Source organism: Pontibacter sp. 13R65, assembly GCF_047525655.1.
Lineage (GTDB): Bacteria > Bacteroidota > Bacteroidia > Cytophagales > Hymenobacteraceae > Pontibacter.
In genome coordinates, this window is sequence record NZ_JBLIQL010000033.1 from 1 (window position 1) to 26853 (window position 26853).

The 26853-nt window shown below is 46.3% G+C and carries 18 protein-coding genes and 1 riboswitch; of the genes, 7 read left to right on the top strand and 11 right to left on the bottom strand.

The window, feature by feature from the left end:
• The 7 genes from ACMA1I_RS21880 to ACMA1I_RS21910 form a co-directional block, all read right to left on the bottom strand.
• Window positions 1–317, bottom strand: a 317-nt coding sequence (locus tag ACMA1I_RS21880; protein ID WP_337070622.1) for a glyceraldehyde 3-phosphate dehydrogenase NAD-binding domain-containing protein, incomplete at its 3' end; no start/stop codon positions are given.
• Window positions 318–988: 671 nt separating this feature from the next.
• A complete protein-coding gene (locus tag ACMA1I_RS21885) occupies window positions 989–2083 on the bottom strand; it encodes an aldo/keto reductase (protein ID WP_337070623.1) in 1095 nt (364 codons plus the stop codon).
• A 268-nt stretch (window positions 2084–2351) separates the two neighbouring features.
• Complete coding sequence (locus ACMA1I_RS21890) at window positions 2352–4883, bottom strand: family 20 glycosylhydrolase (protein ID WP_337070624.1); 2532 nt, start codon at window positions 4881–4883, stop codon at window positions 2352–2354.
• A 389-nt stretch (window positions 4884–5272) separates the two neighbouring features.
• Entirely contained in the window at window positions 5273–5626 is a 354-nt protein-coding gene (locus ACMA1I_RS21895; protein ID WP_337070625.1) for a hypothetical protein, read from the bottom strand.
• 446 nt (window positions 5627–6072) lie between these two features.
• Entirely contained in the window at window positions 6073–8211 is a 2139-nt protein-coding gene (locus ACMA1I_RS21900; protein WP_337070626.1) for a glycoside hydrolase family 97 protein, read from the bottom strand.
• A 622-nt stretch (window positions 8212–8833) separates the two neighbouring features.
• Entirely contained in the window at window positions 8834–9070 is a 237-nt protein-coding gene (locus ACMA1I_RS21905; protein WP_337070627.1) for a hypothetical protein, read from the bottom strand.
• Window positions 9071–9121: 51 nt separating this feature from the next.
• Complete coding sequence (locus ACMA1I_RS21910) at window positions 9122–11539, bottom strand: MGH1-like glycoside hydrolase domain-containing protein (protein ID WP_337070628.1); 2418 nt, start codon at window positions 11537–11539, stop codon at window positions 9122–9124.
• A 503-nt stretch (window positions 11540–12042) separates the two neighbouring features.
• Here ACMA1I_RS21910 and ACMA1I_RS21915 point away from each other — a divergent pair.
• Window positions 12043–13491: an N-acyl-D-amino-acid deacylase family protein gene (locus ACMA1I_RS21915; RefSeq protein ID WP_337070629.1), complete on the top strand. Its 1449-nt coding sequence runs from the start codon at window positions 12043–12045 to the stop codon at window positions 13489–13491.
• A 534-nt stretch (window positions 13492–14025) separates the two neighbouring features.
• On the opposite strand, the gene ACMA1I_RS21920 is transcribed toward ACMA1I_RS21915, so the two are convergent.
• Entirely contained in the window at window positions 14026–14841 is an 816-nt protein-coding gene (locus ACMA1I_RS21920) for a DUF1080 domain-containing protein (RefSeq protein WP_337070630.1), read from the bottom strand.
• A 271-nt stretch (window positions 14842–15112) separates the two neighbouring features.
• Here ACMA1I_RS21920 and ACMA1I_RS21925 point away from each other — a divergent pair, with 271 nt between their 5' ends.
• The 6 genes from ACMA1I_RS21925 to ACMA1I_RS21950 all read left to right on the top strand — a co-directional run bounded on the left by ACMA1I_RS21925 (window position 15113) and on the right by ACMA1I_RS21950 (window position 21015).
• Window positions 15113–15832, top strand: a complete 720-nt coding sequence (locus ACMA1I_RS21925; RefSeq protein WP_337070631.1) for a hypothetical protein — start codon at window positions 15113–15115, stop codon at window positions 15830–15832.
• Window positions 15833–16484: 652 nt separating this feature from the next.
• Window positions 16485–16688: a hypothetical protein gene (locus tag ACMA1I_RS21930; protein WP_337070632.1), complete on the top strand. Its 204-nt coding sequence runs from the start codon at window positions 16485–16487 to the stop codon at window positions 16686–16688.
• Window positions 16660–16765, top strand: a riboswitch (SAM riboswitch). (Overlaps the previous gene by 29 nt.)
• Before the next feature lie 591 nt (window positions 16766–17356).
• Window positions 17357–18076 carry a phosphoadenylyl-sulfate reductase gene (locus ACMA1I_RS21935; protein WP_337070633.1) on the top strand — a complete coding sequence of 240 codons (720 nt, stop codon included), beginning with the start codon at window positions 17357–17359 and terminating at the stop codon, window positions 18074–18076.
• A 123-nt stretch (window positions 18077–18199) separates the two neighbouring features.
• Window positions 18200–19108 (top strand): sulfate adenylyltransferase subunit CysD, encoded by a 909-nt coding sequence (gene cysD, locus ACMA1I_RS21940; RefSeq protein ID WP_337070634.1) that lies wholly within the window; start codon window positions 18200–18202, stop codon window positions 19106–19108.
• Window position 19109: 1 nt separating this feature from the next.
• Window positions 19110–20387, top strand: a complete 1278-nt coding sequence (locus ACMA1I_RS21945) for a sulfate adenylyltransferase subunit 1 (RefSeq protein WP_337070635.1) — start codon at window positions 19110–19112, stop codon at window positions 20385–20387.
• A gap of 184 nt (window positions 20388–20571) precedes the next feature.
• A complete protein-coding gene (locus ACMA1I_RS21950) occupies window positions 20572–21015 on the top strand; it encodes an OsmC family protein (protein WP_337070636.1) in 444 nt (147 codons plus the stop codon).
• 552 nt (window positions 21016–21567) lie between these two features.
• Here ACMA1I_RS21950 and ACMA1I_RS21955 read toward each other — a convergent pair.
• The 3 genes from ACMA1I_RS21955 to ACMA1I_RS21965 form a co-directional block, all read right to left on the bottom strand.
• Window positions 21568–22740, bottom strand: coding sequence for a trans-sulfuration enzyme family protein (locus tag ACMA1I_RS21955; RefSeq protein WP_337070637.1), 1173 nt, complete (start codon window positions 22738–22740; stop codon window positions 21568–21570).
• Between the two features lie 111 nt (window positions 22741–22851).
• Window positions 22852–24432, bottom strand: coding sequence for a TSUP family transporter (locus ACMA1I_RS21960; protein ID WP_337070638.1), 1581 nt, complete (start codon window positions 24430–24432; stop codon window positions 22852–22854).
• Window positions 24433–24662: 230 nt separating this feature from the next.
• Window positions 24663–26771 carry a HEPN domain-containing protein gene (locus tag ACMA1I_RS21965; RefSeq protein ID WP_337070639.1) on the bottom strand — a complete coding sequence of 703 codons (2109 nt, stop codon included), beginning with the start codon at window positions 26769–26771 and terminating at the stop codon, window positions 24663–24665.
• Between the last annotated feature and the right edge of the window lie 82 nt (window positions 26772–26853).

Below are 26853 nucleotides of genomic sequence, written 5' to 3' on the forward strand. Positions count from 1 at the left end.
CCCTGCTCATCCACGAAGCGGCCGGTAGACTCAAGCACCACGTCCACCCCGAGCTTGCCCCAGGGCAGGTTCTTGGGCTCGCGCTCGGCCGTGATCTGGATCTCCTGGCCGTTGACGATGATGCCTGTCTCGGTGGCCTCCACCGTGCCGTTGAACCTGCCGTGCACCGAGTCGTACTTGAGCAGGTGGGCCAGCGTCTTTGTATTGGTAAGGTCGTTGATGGCTACAACTTCCACGTTCCCCTTCTCAAGCAGGGCCTTGAAGGTCAGCCTGCCAATACGGCCGAAGCCGTTAATCGCAACTTTAATCTTTGACATAACAGAACTCTATTTAACATGTATCAGAAGTACAGCCAATCTGTACTTCAAAATTCACTTACAAAATTCACAATATTAAGCCGAATGCTTAACCGATTAAGCAAGGTATAAAGAAAAAATCAGTATTAAAAGTTATCTTTTTGTGATTTTTCTCATCATTCATCAATTCAGAAAATAAGGTAGAGCACCTTCAGCAATTATTTATTGTTTTAGATAGATAAGTTCTAAAAACAGTAAATTAAACTAGCACTATATTCTAACTTCAGCTCACCACTTTCAAGCCAATATGGCGACTAAAGATGGTATTTGGCAAACCAATTATTCTAATCAAATGGTGCTTCCAGTGCCTTTTTTACCTTATTTAAAGCTAGGGCCTCCTTTTTTACAGTAGTTTAAGTGCAAATTTATTTTCTACAGATAGAATATATCTAACCTGCTAGTGGAGCGTAAGCTTTTTACTTAATAATATAATCATGGCTGTTCACTCTAGCTGAAGGTGGTTCTACTGTGGCTGGCATAAAGGCTATATAATCGTGCAGAGAAATTAGAAATAGCTCTATTGCAGAAATTGCAAAAACCAAGTTATGCAATTGGTAATTTTGTGATTCTATCTCCATAAAAAAGAGACCGCTGATCGGCGGTCTCTTTCTGAAATAAGCGTATTATTTATGTTAATCCAGATAGGCATAATCCTGCTCTAACAAGCCCTTATCTTTCATGGCTTTCCAGAAATCAGTAGGCACGGTGGCATAGGCATTGTCTATGTTCTGTTTCACGCGCTTGGGGTTGGTGGTGCTAAGGGCTAAGCTAACAACACCTGGCGTGTGTAAAGCAAACTGTACACAAGCTTGCGCAGGTGTTATATTATATTCCTTACACAAAGCAAAGAACTCGTCGCGCCATTTAAACAATTCCTTGTTTTCTTCTAAATCGGGCGATACATGTTTATAATCGTAGTACTCGCCCCCAATCAAAAAGCCACCATGAAATACAGCCGAGTTGATAACCTGTACCCCTTGCTGCTTTAGCTCCTGCATAAAATCCAGCAGGTCTTGCGGGTGCTCTTTTAAAGTCATGCTGTTGGCGATCATTACCCAGTCGAGCTGCACATCGGCGGCAATTCTTTTAATAATGGGCCAGCTCTTGGCTCCTACACCTATTGCCTGCACCTTTCCCTGCGCCTTCAGGTCGGCAAGGGCTCGGTATCCATCCAGAATGTCCTGGTAAAGTTTGTCTGCCTCTGCTTCGGTTTTTGCCTGGGCCATGTACTCATCCGGATCGTGCACCGATACCAGTTGCGGCACATATCCTCCTAACAGCTCGTTGCCCTGTTCAAAACACTCCATTATACCATCGTAGCTTATGTGCTGCACGGCATCATATTTAAGGTCTTTCCATACGCCAGGCTCAAAGGTAGGCTCAGGAGTTTTCAGCTCAGTTCTTACCCAGCCTAACTTATTGCTGATTATAACATCTTCTGGTTTTATGTTAAGCTCCCGCAGGCATTTCCCCAGGGACTCCAAAGCAAGGCCTGCACCATATTTACCAGCAGAATCGAACACAGCAGGCCCTTTGGAATGCACAAAGCACTCTTTTACAATCGCGAGCTTCACCTCGTCGCTCAGGGCCTCATATAAGTTGCCCAAACCACTGGTGCCAAAAATAACCGGAGGAATATTGATAGATACTTTCTGAGTACGATTCCCTTCTCCAGCAGTCGCTGGTGCGGGTACATCGTCCTTTTTCAGAGGGTTGGTAGCTGACATAAATTTTGAGTGCCGTTTTCAATTAAACTTTATACCAAAACTAAAGTAGACAGTTTGCTGAAGTTTATGTGAGGCTTTGTATAGCCAGCAACATTAAAAATGAACCTTACAGCTACTGCTCTTTCTGGCGTCAATCTATAACAAATATCTGAATATACATAACAACGGCACATTTACCGCACATGAAGCTGTACTTTAAATTTACCTTTTGTCAGCGTCCCGGGCAGGAGCTCTACAGTTATTCCATTTGCTTTAGGCTCCTGCCATGTTACTTGTGCACAATAGTAATTGTTCTTCCTCCCCTACCTGCAGCATTAAAAACCTTGAACCGATAAGTGCCATTCTCACTTAGCGGAGAGGTGTATTGGTTGCTGGTAGTAGTAGGTTCAGAGCCATCGATGGAATAGCGAATTATAAAGCCGGGTAGCTGGCAATTTGCCTTTAGCTGGCCGTTTTCTACTACAGCACCGGCAGTCGGTATTCTATATTGAAACCCACCGGCATAGCTGTTTAGCCGCGGGAGTTCACGCTTACCCAGCACATTTACAAAGCGACTCCAGGCTTCTTCGTAAAGGGCATCTGCCTTAGAAGACTCTTGTGCTGTGGCCCAAGCCGGATCTTTGGCCCAGGCCCTTTCCGCAAAACCCAGCATCTTGGGCAATAGCATGTACTCTAGTCGCTCGGTGCTTCTAATGGTTTCGGTCCAGAGCAGGCACTGGAGGCCTACAATATTCTCTTTACCAGCCTCAGTTAAGCGCTCTTTACTGGCAAAAGTAGCTTTATCTATTGCCTTACCCTCCGGAGTTCTGGCTGTTTTATAATAGTCGAAGGGAACAAAACTAAACGAGGCATCCAGATCTGAAAATGTAGCCCAATAGGTGCCGTTCTCATCATAATCTTTTTGATAGGCCATATCAAAGTAGAAATTAGTGGCAGGTGCCAATACTGTTTTGTATCCGGCATTGGCTAATTTATAGGCTCGATCTTCTGTACCCCACCCCCATACATTATTCCAGACGTAAGCATGGATATTCTCTTTTGCAAAAAACGGGTTCGGCATGTATTTCATTTTGCCATTTACCTTTGTTTTCTGAAGGGCAACTTCTTCCCAACCAGACATATACAAACCTCGAGACTTTAGAATATCATTTACCTTCCTGAAATAATAAGACCAGAGATCGTCGGTAGAAGTTATCTGAGGATTTTGTTGTTGCAGGGTTTTCACGGCAGGCGACTTCTCCCACACACCTGATGGCACCTCATCTCCTCCCATATGAATAGTTGCCAAAGGAGCGCCGGCCTCTTGGTATATCTCTATTATTTCGTCTACCACCTTTTCTAAAAAAGCATAAGTAGAAGGCAGCGCCACATTAATCACGTTATCTTCCCAACGTTGCACAGAGCGATAGCGTGATTGATCCTGCACATCGCGCAGCATGTATTGAGCTGCCTCTGCTCTTTTACCGGCATGCAGCAGGTTTTCGTATCGGGCATCCATGGCTTTGATGGCTGCCCGTGCGTGTCCAGGTGTTTCTATTTCCGGAATTACCCGGATGTGGCGTGCTTTTGCGTACTGCAAAATTTCAATAAAATCAGCTTTGCTATAGTACCCCGTGCCAAAGCTGTTGTTGGAGGCAGGCCCGGAGCCATGGGATGGGGGAAGATGCGTTTTGCTATCGAGGGTATGAGCCCGCTTCGCGCTAATTGCCGTTAACTCGGGTAAGTCAGCTATTTCTAAACGCCAGCCTTCGTCGTCGTTTAAATGAAAGTGCAGCACATTCAGCTTATAAAGGGCCATCAGGTCGAGCACTTTCAGCACCTGTTCCTTTTGTTGAAAGTTACGAGCCACATCCAGCATAAATGCCCGATACCCGAAACGCGGCGAATCAGATACTTCGACAGAAGGAACTGATATCGTGCTTTGCTTGGCTGTCCAGGAAGTTGGCGGGAGCAAACTCTTTAAAGACTGAATGCCGTAGAAAGCACCGGCAGGTTCTGTTGCGCTGATGGTAATGTGCTGTGGTGTAACCTGCAACTGGTAAGCTTCGGGCGCAAGTCCCTCTACCTGCTTGAGCACAACACTTTTTTCTTTTATGCCTGCACCTGCACGCGGCTTCGCTCTAAAAAATATTTCAAGGTCTTTTACCAACAGGTTCGCCTCGCTATTAAATGCAGCATCAGCCCTGACAGGCACGGTGGCATCTAGAACAAAAACACCGGTTCCTGCTTGGTAGGCTACCGGAGTAGGAAATACCTTGGGTAGCTTAGCTTCCGGAACGTCTTTTATCTGCTTGTTTCTGTTGTAAACAATGGCAGGAGTAATATGCCCATCGTGGTTGGCGGCAGACAAAGGCTTTTGCACCGGATCGGCTATGGCAACTCCTTCTTCTGGCTTCTTATCCCAAACCAGGTAAAATCCGGTTGGCGCATCTTTGTAATTAATAGCCTTTCCACTTGCCACATACTCTACCTGGTGCGTTTTCCCTGGCAATATTCCTTTAAATTCCTTTGTTGGCCCCAGCTGGTTTAGGTCGCCATTCAGCGCCTCCATACTTACCTGTCCGCTTACTGCCGAAAAGTTCTTGCTGGAGTTGAAATAAATTTTCCAGCCTGTGGCAGGTAAGCCATTGCGATCGTTGTTGGTTAGCTCCAACACGGCGAGCGTTTGCGACTTGCCCTGATAGTTCGTCTTTTTCACTCCCCATGAAAGCTTCAGTTTACCTGGGTCGAAGCTTTGGGCCGTAGCCAAAACGTTTACAAAAAGTAGAAAGACAAGAGAATATAAAATTTTGATTAGCATCTGGTCATTCGCGTTCTTAAAAACTGCTATACAGCTCCACCTTCTTTTATTCAGGTGTTGTAGCAGCTTTAGAAACTAACGCACCAAAACGTAAAACAGGTAAATACAGAGGTGACAATAAGAAGTTCTCCTTCGTCCTAAAGCTAGCTTAGTTAGCGAATTATTGGAATAAAAATGACCTTCCAGAGCTAATCTATCCTTCTTGATGCCTAGGGTTATGCCTGTTTTTTCAATTAAACAAAAATATCCCATTCTGCCGAACCTTAGCAGGAACAGGCTCTTTTGTCCCAATCAGATAGGCAATAGCTGTATCCCTCCTACTACTACAACCTGCCAGGAATTTAGTCGCTTAACTGTTATATTAAAGCCCTTAGTGACCTTCCGTTACTTTAAACCGGAGATACATACTGTTGCAGCACTTCCGGACTCAGTTGTTGCAGTTTGGTAAACATCAGCAGGTCATGGTCGGCCTGTACTTCGCTGCCCGGAAATACCTGCTTCAGCACATCTTCCAGCAGGCTGTTACGCTCAAAGGTGCTGTTGCCTGCACTATAGTATTTTATAACAGGCGCTTGCTCGTAAGCCACATACGGAAGAAGTGCCGCCGCTACTATACCTGCCAAGCGGCTGGCATCGTGGTACTGCGGATCTATGGCTACCGTAAAGACCTGCTTCACCTCACCTGCCTCGCTTACTATGCGCCAGTCTGTTCTTTTAATGCCGTTATCTGCTATTAATATCATGGCAATAATGGTTTTTCACTAAAAAAGTTGTCTTACAATAATAAGGCTAAAAGGTCAAGGCTACTAACTCTCATTAAGGTTACAAAAAGGTAAGCTATCATTAGAAACAGCATTTGATATAAAAACAAGGCAGAAAACCCTTCGGAACAAATTATTCAACATACTAATAACCAGTTAAATACACGCACCATCTATGTAAAAAATGTAATCAGGAACCAAAGAACTTAGTTGATTCATGGGAGTACGTCAGCAGGTACTGTAGTAGTAATGTAGTACCGTGTAGAGGAAATGTTGTAGGCTTCTATGATTTGCAAAGACATCAAATCATTCAAATTTATAAGAAAAGGACCTCTTCCTGTGGAAAAAACAGGCAAGGCACCCACTGAACCTTCAGAAAGTTCTGCAGTCACCCTGCCTGTTAGGTTGTACGGTTATATGCGGTTCTTCTACAGTTTTTTAAGGCCTTTCAGTTCGTCTTTGCTGCCTTCTTTTATGCTAATGGCAACACCACCGCTGGAGGCCAGCCGCTGCTTCAGCTGGCTTTTTGATGTTACTATAACTTTGCGAACAGTATAGCTCTGCGGATTTTTGTCATAGCTGGCATCTGCGCCGTCAGCATAAATAGTGGCGATAAATTGCTTCCCAGCCGGCAGGTAATTAAAAGGGATTGTGGCTGTACGTGAGTTCTCATCTGTAATACCTCCTACATACCACTCATTCTTTCCTTTGGCCTTGCGTGCGATAGTTACATAATCGCCCGGCTCTGCCTCCTGCACGTAGGTATCGTCCCAATCGATGGCTACATCTTTAATAAACTGAAACGCATCAGGAAAGCGGGTGTAGTTTTCTGGCAGATCGGCCGCCATTTGTAAAGGACTGTACATCGTTACATAATAGGCCAGCTGCTTCACCAGGGTTGTGTTTACGCGCTGGTCGCTGCCAGTGCCGTAGTAAGAAAGGTCCGTCTGGAAAATGCCAGGCGTGTAATCCATAGGGCCGCCCATCAGGCGCGTAAATGGCAGAATAGTAGCATGTTCAGGTGCCAGGCCACCCATGGCCTCAAACTCAGTGCCCCTGGCAGATTCCTGCGCAAACCAGTTTGGGTAAGTACGGTGCAGGCCAGTTGGTCGCACAGCCTCGTGACTGTTCACCATAATTTTATAGTCGGCTGCAGTTTTAGCTACGTGTATGTAATGGTTCACCATCCATTGGCTGTCGTGGTGCTCGCCACGCGGAATAATTTTGCCCACGTATCCGGTTTTAACAGAGTTATAGCCATGGTCGGCCATAAACTGGAAGGCCTGGTGCAGCCGGCGTTCGTAGTTAGTGGCGGAGCCGGAGGTTTCGTGGTGCATCATAATACGTACTCCTTTGTCAGCGGCATATTGCTGCAGGGCCTTCACATCAAAATCGGGGTAAGGCGTTACAAAATCAAACACGTTTTCTTTCCAGTTGCCAAACCAGTCTTCCCAGCCAATGTTCCAGCCTTCTACCAGCACGGCATCAAAGCCATGTTCGGCAGCAAAATCGATGTGTTTTTTTACGTTTTCGTTTGTGGCACCGTGGCGGTTGTTGGTGGTGAACTTGCTGAAATCCTGGTCCAGCTTTACATTGGTTTCGTCGCTGTAGGCCCAGGAGCTTTTGCCTGCCACAAAATACTCCCACCACACGCCAATGTACTTCACCGGCTTAATCCACGATACATCTTTGTAAGCCGTTGGCTCGTTCAGGTTCAGAATCAGCTTAGAAGCAAGTATGTCGGTGGCTTTGTCGCTCACTACAACCGTACGCCACGGCGACTGTGCATTTGTCTGCACATAGCCTTTGTTTCCAACCGCATCCGGCACCAGGTGCGCACTCATTTTAAAAGCTTTGTCGTCTACGTTCAGGTTCATAGCCGGGTAATCGATCAGGGCTGCTTCGTGAATGTTGATGTAAAGCCCATCGGCCGATTTCATCATGGCAGGTGTTTGCACAGCCAGGTTCTTTATCGGCTGTTGTGCGTGCACATCAATGGTGGCTTTTTTTATCAGGCCAGCAATGCCAGAAATTTTTGAAGTGGTGTAAGCGTATTCGTTTGTGTCGTAATCTCCTGGAATCCAGAAAATTTTATGGTCACCGGCCAGGTTAAATTCGGTTCTCTCTTCTTTTATAACAAAGTAATTTAGCTCCGGCTGCTGCGGAAACTCATATCGGAAGCCAAGCCCATCGTTAAACACTCTGAACCTGATTCGGATGAAACGGTCTTTCTGCTCTTTTTGCGCCAGCGTTACCAGTAGCTCGTTGTAGTTATTGCGAATAGATTTCTGCTCACCATATATCGGTTCCCACGACTCATCCACTGTTTTCTGCTCCGCATTTGTTACCGAAAAACCATTCATAAATGAGGCGTCTTCGTTCAGCTCCAGCCCTAGGACACTTGGCTTTATGACTGGTTTCTTTTTATAGCTCAACTGGTAGGTGGGCTCCCCTTTGGCGGTAAGCTCAAACTTCAACGTCAGGTTTTTGTCTGGCGAAGTAATAACCTGTGCATGCAGCAGCGAAGCGAAGGTGCTGGCATACAGGAGTAGCAGTAGTTTGCGCATGTTCTTTTAAATTAAATCGAAAATTGGTTGAGTGTTTTAATGTTAAGTTTCTTCTGCTGGTAGGCAGCTACAAAAACTAACAATTGTTATAATACAAATTTGCAGCACAACAATACCAACATCAATTATTCGAAGTGAAATGTAGAAAAAACAGGCATATAATTAATTTTATTTAATTGAAAATCAATAAGTTAAACCCATATCACAATTTAAGAAAAGTAGGTAATGTGTAAGGTGTTTATAGTCTCTTCTCAAGGGTTTATAGCTGTTTAAATCAGTTTTCATGTTTATGTTTTGGCCCCGACTCTTTTAGTTTCTGCTTGAAGCGATGCCCCTAAGCTTTGATGTTGTATAGCTTTCGCTCCGAGCGCTCACGGCCGCAGGGCCGTGAGCGCTCGGAGCGAAAGCTATAGAATAAGAATGTGTAAGGGCACCGCATCAACAGTTGCCAAGACAGCCAGTGCTTAGATAATGAAAGAACAACTGCATTTTAATTATTCTAATGAAAACACCCTTCCAAAGCCAAAAACTAGATCTAAGCGACAAGGCTTAGCCTTGAGCATGCGCTAAAAACAAAACCTCACAGGCTTGAAAGACACTGTGAGGTTGCTGGAATTATTTCTTACTCTGGAGACAACTGCGTGACCCGCATGTAATCCAGCATCGCCTGGTTTACCTTCAGGTTCATGTTTTCGTTGGCTGGCTCAAACGTGAGGGATATGGTGTGGGAACCTTTAGGCAGGTACACCTGCACCGCATTGCTCATGCCCCAGTTCGACCACTCCTCTACCCCCCGCTGTGGCAGCACTACTGTACCGGCAAAATCGTTCCCGACTCGCAGCGTTCTGATGGCGCACATGTTCAAGGTGTTGGTAGGTCCGTTGCCATTGGCGTAGCGGAAATCAATGGCCTAGGTACCTGCTTCAGGTACGCTGATGGGTATTTTAATGCTGGTGTTTTTCTCCCTTGTAGTTTCAACAAAACCCTCTCCTGAAAATCCTTTGTAAGGCAGCGCAGCTTTAAGAGCTACTTTCTCCAGTTCATACATCTGTACCGCTTTGATAGGTGCGGCTAGTGGCTCACTTGCAAAAGACATCAGACCTGCTGCATCTTCGGCTATTAGTTGGTATTCGGCATAACCGGCTGTGCTGATGGATTGAGAGGTGGCTTCAGTAGAGGCCATTACGTTGCCATTCTTTAGCACCACATAATTAACGGCTCCTTCTACCGGCTGCCACAGCAGCTTGTTTCCAGATAAACGTACAACCGGAACAGCCGGCGATACGGTATGCGGCACCTTGTTTACTTTGTTCTCTTGAACCGCATTGTTAGCAAGCACGATGCGAAGCTGGTGGAGGCCCTGCAGGTTTGCGGGCAGTTCTGCGTTTGCCAGTGGTTTACCATCCAGCGTAATAGACCTTATTTGGTTGCCGTAACCTTCCAGCGAAATATCCAGCACGGCTTGCCTGTATTTAAAATTTGACAAGCTATGTTTGCCTTTAAAGGCTTTGGGCACAAATGGCTTAAAGACCAAACTGGTAGCAGTATAGTCTATCCCGAAAAGTACTTTATATACCATGCTCATGTTGCCGGCTACGCTCCAAAGTTGCCTGCTGGAGTTGATCTGAGTGCCGGCAAAGTCGCCGTTGCTGGCTACAAAGTTTTCTTTGTTGGTGAGGAATAACGCAGCCGGGCGGAAAATGGCACTCATGCTCTCGACTAGCGCCTGCTCATTGCCCGCTTTGGCAGCAGCCAACGACCAGTATGCCTGCACGAAAGGCCAGATGCCGTTGTTGTGGTAAGGCGGGATGTTCGGGATCTGCGGAAAAATACATGGAATACCAAAGTCGTAAATTGGTGTGTTGGCTACAATCGATTTTTCTTTTGTTGCGTCCGCAATGTTATACAGCACACTCAACGCCTCCCCCAACGCTTCGGCACGGGGCGACAGAATTTTGAGGTTACGGCCATAAAGGTACTGCCCGTAGTAGCCTTTCTCCGGCACCCATAGCTGTTCGTTTATACCGTTTTTGATCGTCATTGCCACCTGAGCATATTTTGCGGCTGCTTTGCTATCGTTCAGGAGTTTTGCCATTTCTGAGAGAATGACGTTAGCCTGGTAATGCACCGCGTTCGTACCCAGAGACTCTGATTCATAAATATCGACAGGTTGCATCCACTTCGGGTACGTTTGCTCGCGCCAATCCAGGAAAGAGGATTCTCCTTTAACCAAACCGGTCTCAGGGTTATGTGCATTTTTCAGATCATCTTCTGCTGAGTTTCTTACAATCTCGTATGCCTGCTTCAGCCAATTGTTATCGCCTGTTACCTTATAAATCTCCCAGGCCGCCAATGCCCACACAATCCGGTCGGTAGACACGGGGTAAGCACCACCGGTGCCTGTATCCTGAATAATGCGGCCGTTCTGCACCTTCCGCATCAGGCTGTACTGCGATACCTTCGGCTGCAGCGTAGCCAATGACAGAATAATACTGTAGCTGATGTCGCGGGTCCAGACACCGGCCCACTCTTCTCCGGTCCGGAACGTGCTGTCGGCTTCAATATCTAGCTGCATCTCTTCCAGCGACAGGTTATAAAGCGCATCAATAAGCGGATAGTCGGAGCTGTACTTCGGAAAAGCCGCCAGATCAGCGGATAGCTCCCAGCGTGATGCAGTGGTCTTGGCATCGGCAGGCGCATTCAAGGTTAATATGGCTTCGTAAATGCCATCTCCATCCGGATCCTTCATCTCCAGTTCCGGCCGGTTCACCAGGTTATCGAAATCCCACATCATTGGGGCGGTATTGCCGGCAACAAACACACTTTTAAAGTCGTCTTTGTGAATAGTAGTGCCGTCGTAGGTGGTATAGAACCCTTTTGTATTCAGGGCCTCAAGCACATGGCGCATGTCCAGCTTTACTGTAAGTATTGTATTAGGTGCCAGATAAGTATTGGCAGGCACACTGGCCTCGTCGGTGTATTGCTGCCCAAAGGTTATTACTGGCGTGGCGCAAGTACCACCTTCTGTGGCACACACAAAGCGGTGGCCTTTGCCCGAAATCATTTCGTTGTCTTTGCCATTGATGCTGAACTTGAACTGCAGCTCCGGACTCTGAAACTCATTGGCCGGGCTCTGGTAATTCGACACCATGGCGGTGGCAGATTCTGCTCTTGCTTCTTGCCCCTGCTGCACTACTCTATCCGGGTAAAGCGTGTATGCCCGCGATTGCCAGATGGCCGCCGTGCTGCTGGTGGAGCTAGTGTTTACACGCTGCTGTGTATGGCAGGAGCCGAAGAACAGCAACGCCAACAGCAGACAGGATTTCATAGATGTGTCTTTCATGGAATTATTTATCATTCCGCCTCCCAGATCACGTACCAGCTTTGTAGTTCGAAATCAGTCTGACGAGTTTTTAGAAAAATTAATAATATCCTGTAGCATGCTGTGGTCGGCAGAAAATTAGATTTACATGTTTCTTCAGGCCGGCACCCTACACTTCTTATCTGTTCCTGAACCGAGCGTCCAAACGAACAGCCGTTTATAACACAAATTTGAAGGCCTTTAGAAACAACATCAACATATCTATCTAAAATATAGAAAATAACGCTCCTTTAAATCATTATAATATTGAATACAAGGACATTATCTATAATTTAATAGAACCAAAAAATAGATGAAATATTAAGAAAGCAACCTCTCTGTGGGCCATTGAAGTATCTCCTTTGGCATTTTAAATTTGATTTTTAATTTAAAATTTAGCGAAGCTGTTATGTATCTCCTACTGTAGCCCTTTCGTAAGCAGATGATTCTGTTTATACTTATCTTGCATCATGATCTTCGACCTCTTAATAACAAACGCTTCTGTCGTAGACGGAACAGGTGCTGCTCCTTTTGCAGCAACTCTTGGCCTGAAAAACGATACCATTGTACTCATTGATAAGCAGCAGATGCAAACCTACGAGGCTGTTAAAACCATAGACGCCCGAGGATTGGTGCTGACCCCGGGATTTATAGATGCACACGCACATGGCGACCCACTGGTAGAGCCAGAGTTTTCTAATTTCCTGGCGATGGGCGTTACCACCATTTGCCTGGGGCAAGACGGATTTAGCCCGGAGCAGGAAGATGTGAGCGAGTGGATGGATCGTGTAGACGAAGTAGTTCCCGGTGTGAACATTGTGCTCTTTGCCGGCCACAACACGATCAGGATGCTATCTGGGGCAAAATACGACCCAGTGCCCTCAGAAGCTCAATTTATGGAGATGGAGCGTTTGCTGGCCAATGCCATGCAGGCAGGCTGCTTCGGCCTTACCACTGGCTTGGAGTACAACCCGGGCCTGTATTCTGCTACACCTGAGCTGGTTCGTCTGGCAAAAGCCGTTGGGAAGCACCAAGGCCTGATCATGAGCCACATGCGCAGCGAAAGCGACGACTCTATTACAGCCGCCATAGACGAACTACTTGAGCAGGGCCAGCATTGCCCTGTGCAGGTGTCGCATATAAAGGTGGTGTATGGCAAAGGCAAGGCAAGAGGCGAAGAAATTCTGGCGCAACTGAACAGCGCCAGAGCCAGAGGCTTACAAGTTACTGCCGATTTTTACCCCTATACCGCCAGCTATACCTCTATCGAAATCCTATTCCCCGATTGGGCAAAAAAACCGTTTAACTATGACGAAGTAGTGCGTACCAGAGGCGAAGAACTGAGCACCTTTCTGAAAGAGAAAATCATTTTCCGGAACGGACCGGATGCTACGCTAATAGGTTCAGGACCTTACGCAGGCAAAAAGCTTTCGCAGATTGCAGCGGAACTTAACAAGCCCTTCGAGCTGGTGCTGATGGAGGATATTGGCCCCTACGGAGCCTTTGGCGCTTACTTTATTATGGATGAGGAACTGCAGCAAACCCTGCTCCTGGACCCGCACACCATGATCTGCACCGATGGCAGCCCCACCATGAAGCACCCACGCAGCTTTGGCGCTTTCCCGAGGGTGTTGGAAACTTTTGTAAAAGAACGGCAGGTGCTCACGCTGCAGGAGGCAATACGCAAAATGACTGGCTATACGGCCGAAATTATTGGCCTGCACAACCGTGGCTTTATAAAAGAAGGCTACAAAGCTGATCTCTTGCTCTTCGACCCGGCCAAGGTAAAAGCAAAGGCAACTTACGAAGCTCCTACTCAACTGGCTACAGGTTTCCGCTATGTTATCCTGAATGGGCAAATTGTAAAAGAACAGGAGCAGCTAAGTGAAATGCGCGCAGGAAAGATGCTTAAAAAGTAGTACCTACTTGCCAGCGCCAAGTAAACAATAAACCCCTGCCGCTATAAAATTATTTTAAATAAAAGATGGCAAGCAGCCCCCTGAACTCCAAATAAGTATTTAACTCTTTGGAAGATCATTATCATTAGAAGAATTCATTCGTGCAAAAGCTGCCTCCCCATTCAATAATATATTGCGGCAGGAGGCAACTAAGCGAACACCTCTGCCAGGTGCACCTATTGACGATTTTTTGTTCGAGCGTTCAGCGAGTTCAAAATTGTCTTGATTTTTTTGGTTCTTTTTGTATCAAGACAAAAAGAACAAGAAAGTTAGCAATGTAATAAATAGCTATAGCTAACACCTTAGCAATAGCAATGCGAACTTAGACTTCCAAGCCAGTATCCAAAGCTTTCGAAGCTCGCCCTAAAAGATCCCTGCGGGATGACAGAAATTGTGGCGGTGTAAGTTTAGGTGATCAGCTATTTGCTACCGCACAACCTAAATTAGAATAATTGAGGTGCCCGAATATAACTAGCCTAAAAAATCACAGTCTGCTTACTTCTTCAAATTCCGGATTTCTACTTTTCTGAAGTCAATAGGCTGACCTTCGCTTTGAAGCGCAATAAAGCCTTGGCTCAGAAGTTTACCATCCTGTTTTTGCACCGGATCGAAATTGTTTACTACGCCACCGCCAATCTGTGGCTTGGTATATTGCAAGACTGTATCGCCGTTTACAATATGCGTGACAAGAGAATCGCCGAGCACGATAAGCTCTGCCCGCACCCACTCATCGGGCGCATAGGTTTTGGAGGTGGAGTTGATGCAGTGGCGGGGGTCCATTTCGCCGTTATAAATTACTTCCGTGCCAGGAGAGCACATGTTGCCTGTTGGACGTTCCTTCCCGTCTCCTAAACCAGCCAGCAGCTGGTACTCTACTGATATAGGCCAGTCTTGGTCGCGCGGCATGGTTTTAGGGTCTTGCGAGTGAAACATGATGCCGCTATTTAGTTGGGTGTAGGAAGGGGCGTCTTCGCGCCACTTATCCGCAAACCGATACTCTACCACCAGGTGGTAATGCGAAAAAGGCTGCTTGTAATACAAATGCCCGAAGCGGTCGTTAAACTCCGGATACTGGTCATAGCGCACCTTCAGCAGCCCCTCCTCTACCCGAAACGTGTTCCCGAAGTTATCGCCGAGCTCGTGGTGGTTGATTTTAACTACCCAATCTTCCAGGTCCTTGCCATTAAACAACGACACCCACTCCTCCTCTTCCTGGCCTGCAGCTTGTTTATCAGAGGCACAGCTTATAAGAGCTGGTAAGAGCGCAAAAACCAAAAGCCGAACGGCCACATGAATAGAGAAATATTTCATAGAATTGACAATAATTAACAGGCGAACAATACAGTTTTACAGGTAGCGCAAATCCCTAATTTACTGCCACCGGCGCTAATATAGAAATTTTATACTAACGATTGTTATTAACAACCTAGCAAAACTTATTCGTGCCTTTCATGTTGATTAGCAACTTCCGTTTCGTTATATTCGTCTTATTTACTGCTAACAAAGCCTGTATACTCTAGGCTGTTCGCACAGTTTTCTTCCTCCAGTTAAGTTTGATTGTTTACCCTAAACAAATGTACCAATGCAAACCTTACCAATAGACTGGCTAACCAAAGGTCTTATAGATTTTGAATACAAGAAGTACTTGTTGCTAGCTTATTTGCAGAGTGCCAAATCAGAGTTTAAACAACAGCGCCTCTACCCGGTTTTCTCGGACCTGATTATGCATTATCGTAACCTGCAGCAGGTAAAGGAGCATAAAAAGCTTATATATGAGCAGTTTCCGCAACGCATTAGTCGGGCCGATTTTGAAAAGCTGGAGCTGGTGTATGAAAAAATTGTGGAAGACGATGAAACCATGAAGCAGATAGAGGAGATTCTGCAGTTTGCCGCCCCACTTTTTGTAAATGCCGTAGACGCTGGCAAGGAGCTATACGATTTTATAGAGAAACACCTGGAGATAAATCCGGTTGGTATTACCCCTATGTACTTCGACGAAGGCTACCTCTTCCTGGACACGTTTTATGGGAAAGAAACCCAGGTGTACCTGTACCGGATTACTATTTTCCAGAACACCTACGAAAAATACAGAGGCATACACACCCACCTCCTGAAGACTGTGCGCCGCGGCCTCTCCCTTACACACGAGGGCCTGAAGGTGCAACTGGTAAAAGAAAACCGAGAGTTGCCTAATCCCGCCACCTTTGCGGCCGTGGCCAAAGTACCTTGCCCGGTAGAGCATTCGCTGCTGCCCATCGCCAAGCGCTCACTCGTGAAATATGTTGCTTCTATGGCGGCTTGAGGCCTTCGCCAAATTAAAAATTAGAAATTCAAAATTAGAGTTAAACCTATAGCCTTCTGGTACCTATTAGCCTCCGGAAGGCTATTTTCATTAGAAAAATTCAGATTTTGAATGATTGACTGAATGAGTAAATACTACAAAACACCATCCCCAAAATCCTTTCATCCAGTAAATCCTAATTTAGACGAAATGCCCTCTGCCCTTTTTTGGAAAAAATCCTCCAGAAGGCTAAAATCATTAGAATAATTTAGCGAAGGCTAACCTCAACTAATGTATTGCGGCAGGCGGCAACGAAGCAAACACCTCTGCCCGATGCTCCCACTGACGATTTTTTGTTGGGGGAAGGGGCCCTCTTTAAAGAGCGTTCAGCGAGTTCAAAATTGTCTTGATTTTTTTGGTTCTTTTTGTATCAAGACAAAAAGAACAGGAAAACAAGCAATGAAACAAATAGCTATGGCTAACACCTTAGCAGCAGCTATGCGAACTTAGACTAAAACAGCACTAGTAGCTGAAAGATCTCGCCCACGCTGGAAAGTGAAACCATTGGCATGAAAGTACGAGCTACAAGCTCGCACTAGCGAGGAATTTAAACCAAAAAGCTAATAGCGACTGCTGTAGGGTCTCGCCCACAAGATCCTTCCAGGATGATAAAATGAGAAGACAAAGTGAGGAGGAAAAGACCTTTCAAAAATCATCTTTAGCTAAACTCCTTCAAAAGCTATTTTTACAAGAAAATTCCATTCCCATAAACAATTTGTTGATAAAAAGCATTTTATATCAAAAAGTTCTTAACTTTGCAGAAGCAAAAGCCATTTTGGCTTCAACGAAATTTATAGAAGAAGAGGCGAGAGATTAGGCTCCACGACCCTCTGGCAACCACCCGTGTTGGGGAAGGTGCCACTTCCTAGCCCGAAAATCGGGGAAATATAAATTTTTTATAACAATGATGATAAGCACGCATACTAGCAATTCAGAATCTGGCAGTTTAACCGCTGTACCCTCTCCTATTTCCTTTTTACCGAAAGCTGCCAATGGCATGCGCCTGCCTGGTTGCTGTTGTTGCAAGTGCTAACCATTGCCCTGACGAACTCCTGATACTACAGGTCTGTTATACCCCGCTGTAGCCCCCGACTTAGCTTATTCAAACTTTACTACCAATTTATGTCAGCAAGCAATGGCTTTGGTGTATTCTTCCGAATACCAGACCTGTCTACACTTTTTCAGGAATGCCAGCACACTCTTTATAGAATCCGGAACATATTTCCTAATTTTACAAATTGTGCGGAATTAAGAAATCAAGCGCACTTAGAACTGCAAAAAGCGACCGGGCACAGTTTGTGTTTATTACAGCAAAATAAGAGGCAGATTTAATTAGTTGATGAAATGACACAATTCGCGCCTGATTTTTGTTCTGGCTCTGAATACACGAGCAACTCTATAGAAATTACGTGTTGCTAAACATTTACCTAGCAGTGGAAAGTAAATACCGCTGCCGTTTTAGATTAAACATTACCGCTATTGAAAATGAGTCAAACAGAAGCTTTACATATAAGCCTACCACAACTGGAAGAAGCCATCGACCAAAAGTCGATTGTGGAGAGTCTGCAGTACCTGGCCGAGCAGTTTCCGGGCCAGATTGCATTCTCCTCCAGCCTTGGTATTGAAGATCAGGTGATTACACACCTTATTTTCTCCAATAATATTCCGATCAGAGTGTTTACGCTTGACACAGGCAGGCTTTTTAACGAAACCTACAACCTGTTGCATAATACAAACAAGCGCTACAAAACCAAGATAGAAGTTTACTTCCCTAACACGGAATCGGTTGAGAAACTAGTAAATGAGAAGGGCCCCAATAGCTTTTACCAATCGGTAGAAAACCGCAAAGAGTGCTGCTACATCCGTAAAGTGGAGCCTCTTAATCGTGCGCTGCAAGGCGTAAAATGCTGGGTTACCGGTATCAGAAGAGAGCAGTCTGATGCCCGACAAACACTAAAGGCGCTGGAGTATGACGAAAAACTGCAGCTCGTGAAGTATAATCCACTTCTTGAGTGGAGCTTCGAAGAAACTACTAAATTTGCGAAAGAGAATTACGTGCTTTACAACCCTCTTCACGACCAGGGCTTTGTTAGCATCGGCTGTGCTTCCTGCACAAGAGCCATTCAGCCAGGTGAGCACTTCAGAGCCGGCAGATGGTGGTGGGAAGATAACTCTAAAAAAGAGTGCGGATTGCATACACATTAAGAATTTTGAATGAGTAGATAAGCGAATTTAGTACATCAGATTGCCCATTTACTCACCTAATTATACTGAGGGATGACTGGTGGCCAGAATCCTTTTAAATAAAAAAGTACAGATATTAATAAAATGAACAAGTACTATCTCGATTACCTGGAGCAGCTGGAAGCAGAGGCGATACACATCATGCGAGAGGTGGCAGGGCAGTTTCAGAAGCCGGCTTTGCTTTTCTCGGGAGGCAAAGACTCCATCACGCTGGTAAGGCTGGCTGAAAAAGCGTTTCGTCCGGGCAAGTTCCCTTTTCCGCTCGTGCACATCGACACGGGTCATAACTTTCCGGAAGCCATTCGTTACCGCGATGAGCTGGCCGAAAGATTAGGCGAAAAACTGATTGTGCGCCACGTAGAGGACACTATCAAGAAGCAAAACCTGTCGGAGCCAACCGGCCGCTATGCCAGCCGCAATGGCCTGCAGACCTACACTCTGCTCGAAACAATCGAGGAATTTGGCTTTGATGCCTGTATCGGTGGCGCTCGTCGTGACGAAGAAAAGGCCAGAGCCAAAGAAAGAATTTTCTCTGTGCGCGATGAGTTCGGCCAATGGGACCCTAAGCGTCAGCGCCCGGAGCTGTGGAACATCTATAACGGCCGCATAACTCTAGGCGAGAACGTACGTGCCTTCCCTATTAGTAACTGGACTGAACTGGACGTTTGGAACTACATTAAAAGAGAAGGGATTGAGCTGCCTAATATTTATTTCACGCATGAGCGCGAATGCCTGGTGCGCGACGGAAAACTGATGGCTACTTCCGATTTTATCCACCGCGATCCGGAAGAAGAAGTGGTAACCCGTAACGTTCGTTTCCGCACCGTGGGCGACATGACCTGTACGGCAGCAGTAGAGTCTATTGCCTATGACATAGACAGTGTAATTGCCGAAATAGTAGATTCAAAAATTAGTGAGCGTGGCGCAACCCGCATCGATGACAAACTGTCGGAGACTGCCATGGAAGACCGTAAAAAAGGAGGGTATTTCTAAGATGGATATTTTAAGATTTATAACAGCAGGAAGCGTAGACGACGGTAAAAGTACCCTCATTGGCCGACTGCTATACGATACCAACCAGATTTACCTGGATCAGATTGAAGCCATAGAAACCTCTGGCCGCGTAAACGAAGATGGTAACATCGACCTCTCGCTTTTAACCGATGGTTTAAAAGCCGAACGTGAGCAAGGCATTACCATTGATGTGGCTTATAAGTACTTCAACACACCGAGGCGTAAGTTCATCATTGCCGATGCGCCGGGGCATATCCAATATACCCGCAACATGGTAACGGGTGCCTCTAACTCTAACTTGTCTATCATTCTGGTAGATGCTCGTAACGGAGTGCAGGAGCAGACGCGCCGCCACTCTATTATCTCCTCGCTGCTTGGTATTCCACATTTGGTTATCTGTATCAACAAAATGGACCTAGTGGGCTACGACGAAGCCACTTACAACCAGATTGTAGAGGATTACAAGCAGTTTTCTAAAAAGCTACATTCTAAAGACATTACTTTTATTCCGGTTAGTGCCCTTAAAGGCGATAACATTGTAACTAGGTCTACAGAAATGGATTGGTACAATGGCCCAAGCTTGCTGGAGCATCTGGAGCAGGTTCCTGTTTCTTCTGATTTTAACCTGACGTGCCCACGTTTTCCGGTACAGTACGTTATTCGTCCTCACACGCACGAGCACCACGACTACAGAGGCTATGCCGGTAAAGTAATCAGTGGCGTGTACAGCAAAGGCGATAAAGTTATTGTACTTCCTTCTGGCCAGACTTCTACCATCAAATCAGTAGAACTGGGTGGTAAAGAGCTTGAAGAAGCCTTTGCTCCTATGTCGGTGGTGCTGCAACTGGAAGATGATGTGGACATTAGCCGCGGCGACGTAATTGTGCGCCAGGAAGATAACCTCGACGTATCAAAAGAGTTTGAAGCACTTGTTTGCTGGATGAATGCGAAAGCACTGCGTCCGGGAGCAAAACTGTTGCTTCGCCACAACTCTACCGAAACCCGTGCTATCATCAGAGAAATTCAGTACAAAGTAGACGTAAACACACTCGATAATATTGAGGATGTGGACCAGGTGCAGCTAAATGACATTTGCCGCGTGCAGATTCGTACGGCCACTCCCCTGCTGCTCGACAAGTACGAAAACAACCGCGCTAACGGAGGCTTTATTCTGGTAGACGAAACATCGTACACCACGGTAGGAGCCGGTATGGTAGCCAGCATCGTACACGAAAGTGAACTGAACTACATGATCTAAGAACAGGACACAAGTATCAGGACGCAGGACACAAGACTATTTGAGTCTCATACAAAATTCGGCGAACTGATTCTTACTTACATCTTAGTGCTTAGCAGATTTTAAATAAGTCCCACTTTCAGCTCCCGTAGTTGCGAGTGGGATTTTTACTTTCAACACAAGGTCAAAGAAAAGATAGAAAACTATGCAAGTAGAATTAAATAGAGTAGATCAGGATTATCATTTCCAGGCGACAGGCTCGGCTGGCGTAACGGTAAATATAGATGGCTCTCCTGAAATTGGAGGACACAATGCCGGTGCCCGCCCTATGGAGCTGCTGCTCATGGGCCTCGGTGGCTGCAGCGCCATCGATATTATCCAGATACTGAAAAAACAGCGCCAGCAAATAGACTCTTTCAACATTAAAGTAAATGCCGAAAGAGCACCAGTAGAAGAACTTCCTTCTGTTACCGTTTTCAAGGCAATTAACATCCATTTTGCATTTACCGGCCCTTTAAGTGAGGATAAGGTAAAAAAAGCGATTGATTTGTCGCTGGAGAAATATTGCTCTGTAGCGCATATATTGTATAAAACGGCCACCATCGATTATACTTTTGAAGTGGTACCGGCTGAAGCTCCGGTTGCATAAGTAACTGATAACCTCTGAAGGCACAAAAGCCGTTACTGTTTGGAGCAGTAACGGCTTTTGTATTTGCTGAATCAGAACTGGAAATATAATTGCTTATTCACTTTTGCACTAATTCCCAAAGGCCTTTCCACATTTCACATTGTCATCCAGAAAGGATCTTGTGGGCGAGATCTGTTAGCTTTGGTTATTGGATCTAAGTTCGCATAGCCTCTGTTCTCTCTTTGACAGCTGCAGGTTATTAGTTCATTGCCTGAGTCTTTATTCTTTTTGTCTTGATACAAAAAGAACCAAAAAAATCAAGAAAATAAAAACTCGCTGAACGCTCAGACAGTTTATTTTCTTCTAGTGCACCTAGCAGATGTGTCCGCTTCGTTGCTTCCTGCCGCAATACATTGTAATTGGTTAGCTTTCGGTGAAATTATTCTAATGAAATCACCCTTCCAAAGGCAATTTGTGATTTTTCAAGCAAGGGTGTAAAAAGTCAAATTAAGGCTATGAATACATGAAGAAGCTCTTCATTCCTCACAAATCAGCCTAACTTTAAACTCTTAACTATTTAAGAGTTTTATCCAGCGCCTGCGTAATGTCTGCGACAATATCTTCTACATGCTCCAGCCCTACTGAAACACGCACAAGACCTGGCGTAATGCCGGTGGCCTGACGTTCTTCTTCGGTTAACTTAGAGTGCGTGGTGGAAGCTGGGTGTGTTACAATCGTGCGGGTATCGCCGAGGTTAGAACTGAGGCTGATCATGTCGAGGTTATCAATAAAGCGTTTGGCCGCATCGAAACCGCCTTTAATGGTAAGTGTTACAATACCTCCCCCCTGCTTCATCTGCTTTTTAGCCAGCTCGTACTGTGGGAACGATGGCAGGAACGGGTAGCGTACTGTTTCTACGGCCTCATGCTTCTCGAGTGTCTGCGCCAGTTGCAGGGCATTGCTGCAATGCTTGTCCATGCGCAGCGACAGGGTCTCGAGGCTTCTGGAAATAATCCAGGCGTTGAAAGGCGACATGGCCGGTCCTGTGTGGCGGGAGAAGAAGCGGATTTCGGCAATCAGGTCTGCTCTACCAACTACCAAGCCACCTAACACGCGGCCTTGTCCGTCCATGTACTTGGTGGCAGAGTGAATGATGAGGTCGGTACCGTAGTCAGCAGGTGTCTGCAGTATAGGTGTGGCAAAACAGTTATCCACAGCCAGAATGAGGTTGTGCTTCTTTGCCAACTTGCCCAACCACTCCAGGTCAATAATTTCCAAACCTGGGTTAGAAGGCGTCTCGATCAAGATAATTTTAGTGGCCGGTGTAATCAAGGTTTCCCATTCTTCGGGTTTGCTTACATCCGCATAAGAGAAGGTAATACCCCACTTCGAAAATACCTTGGTGAGCAACTGGTGCGTAGAACCGAACACGGCGCGGGCAGCCAGAATATGATCACCAGCTTTTAGCAATGCCGCCAAGCTCGAAAAAATAGCAGCCATACCCGATGAAAAAGCAAAGCCATCTTCGGCTTTCTCCAGGTAACATACTTTTTCCAGCAGCTCGTCTACGTTCGGGTTAGAGTAGCGCGAGTAAATATTGCCTTGCTCCTCGTCGGCGAAAATAGCTCTTGCCTGCTCTGCATCCTCAAACATAAAGCTGGAAGTAAGATAGAGTGGCACCGAATGCTCCCGGTTGTGTGAGCGTTTTGCCTGAAGTCGTATGGCCTTGGTTTCTTTTTTCGACATATGATGAGGTAGTAAAGTCAATGGAACTTGTAATGGAACAAATTTACGTCAAATGCGCCACAGTTTATAGGTGCTGTATAAACTTGTTAAATATTTACCCTGTCTCTAGCGTTAAAATACCGCCATATAAATCAGCCGTAGGCTCATAATAATTACCACAATACCTACAATGAGCATCAGGGTTTTGGCAGGCAGCCTGCGGGCAATGTAGGCGGCTATGGGAGCTGAGATTGCCCCACCTATAACGAGGCCCAGAATTACCTGCCAGTGCGTTAAGCCGATCAGGGTAATAAAGGTAACGGAGCTGGCCACAGAAACAAAAAACTCTGCCAGGTTAACGGAACCAACAGTGTAGAGCGGGTGACGACCTTTGGCTATGAGTGTGGAAGAAACAATTGGTCCCCAGCCTCCACCGCCAATAGCATCCATAAAACCACCCATGGTTGCCAGAAATCCAAGGCGCTTCACCGGCTTCTTCTTCACTTTTTTCTTGAGTACTTTTTTAATGATCAGAATACCCAGGAATAAGGTGTAGCAGGCAATAACCGGACGTATAAAGTGGATGTACTGCTCCAGGCTGTAAAGCAGAAAGGCCCCAATGATAGCTCCAATTACACCTGGTAACACAATTACCCGGAAGAGCTTTGCATTTACATTGCCGAACTTCAGGTGCATGAGCCCCGATACCCCGGAGGTAAAGATTTCTGACGTATGCACACTTGCGCTGGCTGCCACTGGGCTTACGCCAAACGAGAGCAGAAAGGTAGTGGCACTTACGCCATACGCCATCCCCAGGGCCCCATCTATGAGTTGCGCAATAAAGCCCCCCAGTATAAAAATAAGGATAGTTGAATCTATTTCGTTGAAGGCGCTTACGGCCATGCCACCAATCGTACGGAGTGGGATGTAACTGAACAGCAGGTGGCCGGTTACCATCAGGGCCAGTGCTGCGACAGCATATAGCAGGATAAACTTCGGCCGGAAGGCTTTCCGTTTCTTTACCATCACCGGCGCTATTGGCGCAGGAGTTTTCTTAGCTTTTACAGGTGCGGACTTTGGCGCCTCCACCGGAGTTACCAGTACCTCCGTAATCTCGTTCAGCTTTTTTACTTTGTAGGCGAAGTCGCCTTGCAGTTTATTGCGAATAGCACCTAACTGATCGAGCACACTCTCCAGCTCATCCGGGAAAGCAGCATCGAGCACTTCCCGAATGCGTTTGGAAACAGTAGGAGACTTGCCGTTGGTGGAGATGGCCAGCTTCAGGCTGCCCTTCTGCACAATGGAGCCCAGGTAAAAATCGCAAATAGCTGGTGTATCAGCTACATTCGTCAGGATTTTATATTTTTTGGAGAGGTCGCGTATTTCCCTGTTAAGTTCTTTGAGACTGGTAGCGATTAGCACGATGTCTTTTCCTTCCAGATCGCGCTCTTCGAACTTACGTTGGTGCAGCGTCAGTTTCGGGTAGCGTGTGGCGAGTTCAAAAATTTCAGGAAGGATATCGGGTGCTACCAAATCGACCCGCGTGTCAGGAGAGTTATTAAGGATGGCGGTCATTTTCTCCAGCCCAATGGGCCCGCCTCCTACCACCAATACATGCAACTGCTCCAGCTTCAGGAAAACCGGGAAGAGCGGATTAACCGGACGAGGCTCGATCGGCTCTGGTGAGGCTGCAGAAGTAAACTGGTTGCTCATTCTTTTCAATTTACCGTTGAGGCACCTTCTATGCTAAACAGGACTTTCTGCTTGCTTTAGTCGAAGGATAAGTTTAAACAAAGATGCAGGCCCGGTAATTGCCAGACCTGCATCTAAAAAAATAAGTAAGTATAATAGATTGCTGCAGCCAGATGTTTCTAATGAAAAAGGCCTTCCAGAGCCTTTTTTTTGACTAAAAGCACCTAGGCTTTTGAGCAGCCTCCGGTTTATTAAGAAATTACTTCTGCTTTTACTTCTCTGAAGCTTTTGGCACTGTTCAAAAAATCCTTGGCTTCAGCCAGGTATTTCTCAGCAAAAGCCTTGCTTGGCTCGTTCTGGTTTATCTGCAAGGCCACTGTTCTGAAATCAGGTTCAAAAGCGAAGGTTCCTTCAGCTACATAATGGGTGTCGAAATCGTTGATGATGCCGTTCTGCGTGTTGCAGTTTACGCCTTTATCGAGCAAAAGAGCCTTGGCAGCACTTACAAACGTGCTGTAGCTATGGTAGATAGAGTCGGCAAATCGTTTTTCTTCGAAGGCCTCTACTGCCCACTGCAGCTTTTCTTCAGATTCGTACAGCAAAGTAGCTACCAGGTCGATCATAACACCGGCACACTCACCTACACCAATGGCAGGCTGGTACTGTTCCTGGTGCCCCCAATCCACGAAATCATCGGAGGTCAGTTTGGTCATGTCTGCAAGCGGCTTCAGCAGCTGATAGAAATGGTCTTTACCCTGGCGCTCAAAGAAATCATGGAATTTTTCATTCTCCAGTTTCAGGGCGCGGTAATCTTCGATTACGTAACGCAGCACATCCGGCCCCTTTTTGCTTGGCACCTTAATAATTCGTTGTGCAATACGACCTTCGCCATCGCCCAGTGTGCCACCACCAATCATTACTTGCAGAGCAGGCACCACGCTCTTACCACTCTTAATAGAAGAGCCATGGAAACCAAGCCCGGCCAGGCCGTGCTGACCGCAAGAGTTCATGCAGCCACTAATTTTTATTTTCAGGTCGGTGTTGAACAGCAGCTCTGGGTACTCTTGGATAATTACGTCTTCCAGCACCTTGGTAATGTGCGTACTGTTGGATATGCCCAGGTTACAGGTATCGGTGCCAGGGCAGGTGGTAATGTCTGCTACGGTATCAAAGCCTGGTTCTGCCAGACCCAGCTCATCGAGCTTGGTAAAAAAATAAGGTAGTGCCTCTTCGCGCACGAACTTGAGTAGTAGGTTCTGCCCTTGGGTTACGCGCAGTTCATCGGCGGCATAATCGCGGATCAAAGGCACCAGTTTACGAGCAGTGTCGGAACTGATGTCGCCGATCGGCACTTTCATATACACTCCAAAATAGCCTTCCTGCTTCTGCTGAAAAGTGTTGGTGCGTAGCCACAGTTTATACTTATCTGTATTTTCTATCAGGAACTCAGGCAGTGGTTTTGGAGCAGGCAAGGCAGGGTTCAGGCCTTCTCTGTTCGGAATATCGAACTCGTGCACTTTCAGGGCCTTTGCTTCCTCTTTTACAAGGCGCATCACCTCTTCCATGCCAATCTTGTTCTGAAGGTATTTAAAACGGGCCTTGTTGCGGTTATTGCGCTCGCCATAGCGGTCGAATATACGCAGAACTCCTTCTATAAATGGAATAATACGATTCTCAGGCAGGAACTCGTAAGCTACCTGTGCCAGCACCGGCTGAGCGCCCAGGCCACCACCAATGAGCACTTTAAAGCCACGCACTTCCTGGCCATCTATTACCTGCACCTTCGGGATAAAGCCCAAATCGTGTATGTAAGCAAAGGCTGTGTCTTTGTCGCTGGAAGAGAAAGACATCTTGAACTTACGTCCCATTTCCTGACAAATTGGGTTACGCAGCAGGTAACGGAAAGTAGCATCGGCATAAGGAGCCACATCAAACGGCTCTTCCGGATCGATGCCAGCCTCTGGCGAAGCAGTTACGTTACGCACCGTATTACCGCAGGCTTCGCGCAGCGTAATATCATCTTCCTCCAGTTTTGCCCAAAGTTCTGGAGTGCGATCCAGACTCACGTAATGTATCTGGATATCCTGACGCGTGGTCAGGTGCAGGTTCCCGGTAGAATACTCATCGGAGATGGAAGCGATGCGGAGCAACTGCTGTGTGGTAAGTCTGCCAAATGGTAACTTAATCCGTACCATCTGCACACCTACCTGCCGCTGCCCATACACACCACGCGCAAGGCGCAGGCTACGGAATTTTTCTTCGTTTAATTTACCTTCGCGAAAAAGCCTGATCTTCTTTTCAAGATCGATAATGTCTTTTTCAACAATAGGGTTTTCCAGTTCTGATCTGAAACTTAGCATATTATAAGATATCTCTCTACTACAACTATTATTAAAGCAAAGTCACCGCGCCAGGGTGAACTTCAATTATTTATAAATCAAA

Excerpts from the sequence above, each read along its gene's own strand:
- ACMA1I_RS21885 (WP_337070623.1), bottom strand. The coding sequence starts at position 2,083 with ATGTCAGCTACCAACCCTCTGAAAAAGGACGATGTACCCGCACCAGCG.
- ACMA1I_RS21890 (WP_337070624.1), bottom strand. The coding sequence starts at position 4,883 with ATGCTAATCAAAATTTTATATTCTCTTGTCTTTCTACTTTTTGTAAAC.
- ACMA1I_RS21895 (WP_337070625.1), bottom strand. The coding sequence starts at position 5,626 with ATGATATTAATAGCAGATAACGGCATTAAAAGAACAGACTGGCGCATA.
- ACMA1I_RS21900 (WP_337070626.1), bottom strand. The coding sequence starts at position 8,211 with ATGCGCAAACTACTGCTACTCCTGTATGCCAGCACCTTCGCTTCGCTG.
- ACMA1I_RS21905 (WP_337070627.1), bottom strand. The coding sequence starts at position 9,070 with ATGTGCGCCATCAGAACGCTGCGAGTCGGGAACGATTTTGCCGGTACA.
- ACMA1I_RS21910 (WP_337070628.1), bottom strand. The coding sequence starts at position 11,539 with ATGAAATCCTGTCTGCTGTTGGCGTTGCTGTTCTTCGGCTCCTGCCAT.
- ACMA1I_RS21915 (WP_337070629.1), top strand. The coding sequence starts at position 12,043 with ATGATCTTCGACCTCTTAATAACAAACGCTTCTGTCGTAGACGGAACA.
- ACMA1I_RS21920 (WP_337070630.1), bottom strand. The coding sequence starts at position 14,841 with ATGAAATATTTCTCTATTCATGTGGCCGTTCGGCTTTTGGTTTTTGCG.
- ACMA1I_RS21925 (WP_337070631.1), top strand. The coding sequence starts at position 15,113 with ATGCAAACCTTACCAATAGACTGGCTAACCAAAGGTCTTATAGATTTT.
- ACMA1I_RS21930 (WP_337070632.1), top strand. The coding sequence starts at position 16,485 with ATGAGAAGACAAAGTGAGGAGGAAAAGACCTTTCAAAAATCATCTTTA.
- ACMA1I_RS21935 (WP_337070633.1), top strand. The coding sequence starts at position 17,357 with ATGAGTCAAACAGAAGCTTTACATATAAGCCTACCACAACTGGAAGAA.
- cysD (WP_337070634.1), top strand. The coding sequence starts at position 18,200 with ATGAACAAGTACTATCTCGATTACCTGGAGCAGCTGGAAGCAGAGGCG.
- ACMA1I_RS21945 (WP_337070635.1), top strand. The coding sequence starts at position 19,110 with ATGGATATTTTAAGATTTATAACAGCAGGAAGCGTAGACGACGGTAAA.
- ACMA1I_RS21950 (WP_337070636.1), top strand. The coding sequence starts at position 20,572 with ATGCAAGTAGAATTAAATAGAGTAGATCAGGATTATCATTTCCAGGCG.
- ACMA1I_RS21955 (WP_337070637.1), bottom strand. The coding sequence starts at position 22,740 with ATGTCGAAAAAAGAAACCAAGGCCATACGACTTCAGGCAAAACGCTCA.
- ACMA1I_RS21960 (WP_337070638.1), bottom strand. The coding sequence starts at position 24,432 with ATGAGCAACCAGTTTACTTCTGCAGCCTCACCAGAGCCGATCGAGCCT.
- ACMA1I_RS21965 (WP_337070639.1), bottom strand. The coding sequence starts at position 26,771 with ATGCTAAGTTTCAGATCAGAACTGGAAAACCCTATTGTTGAAAAAGAC.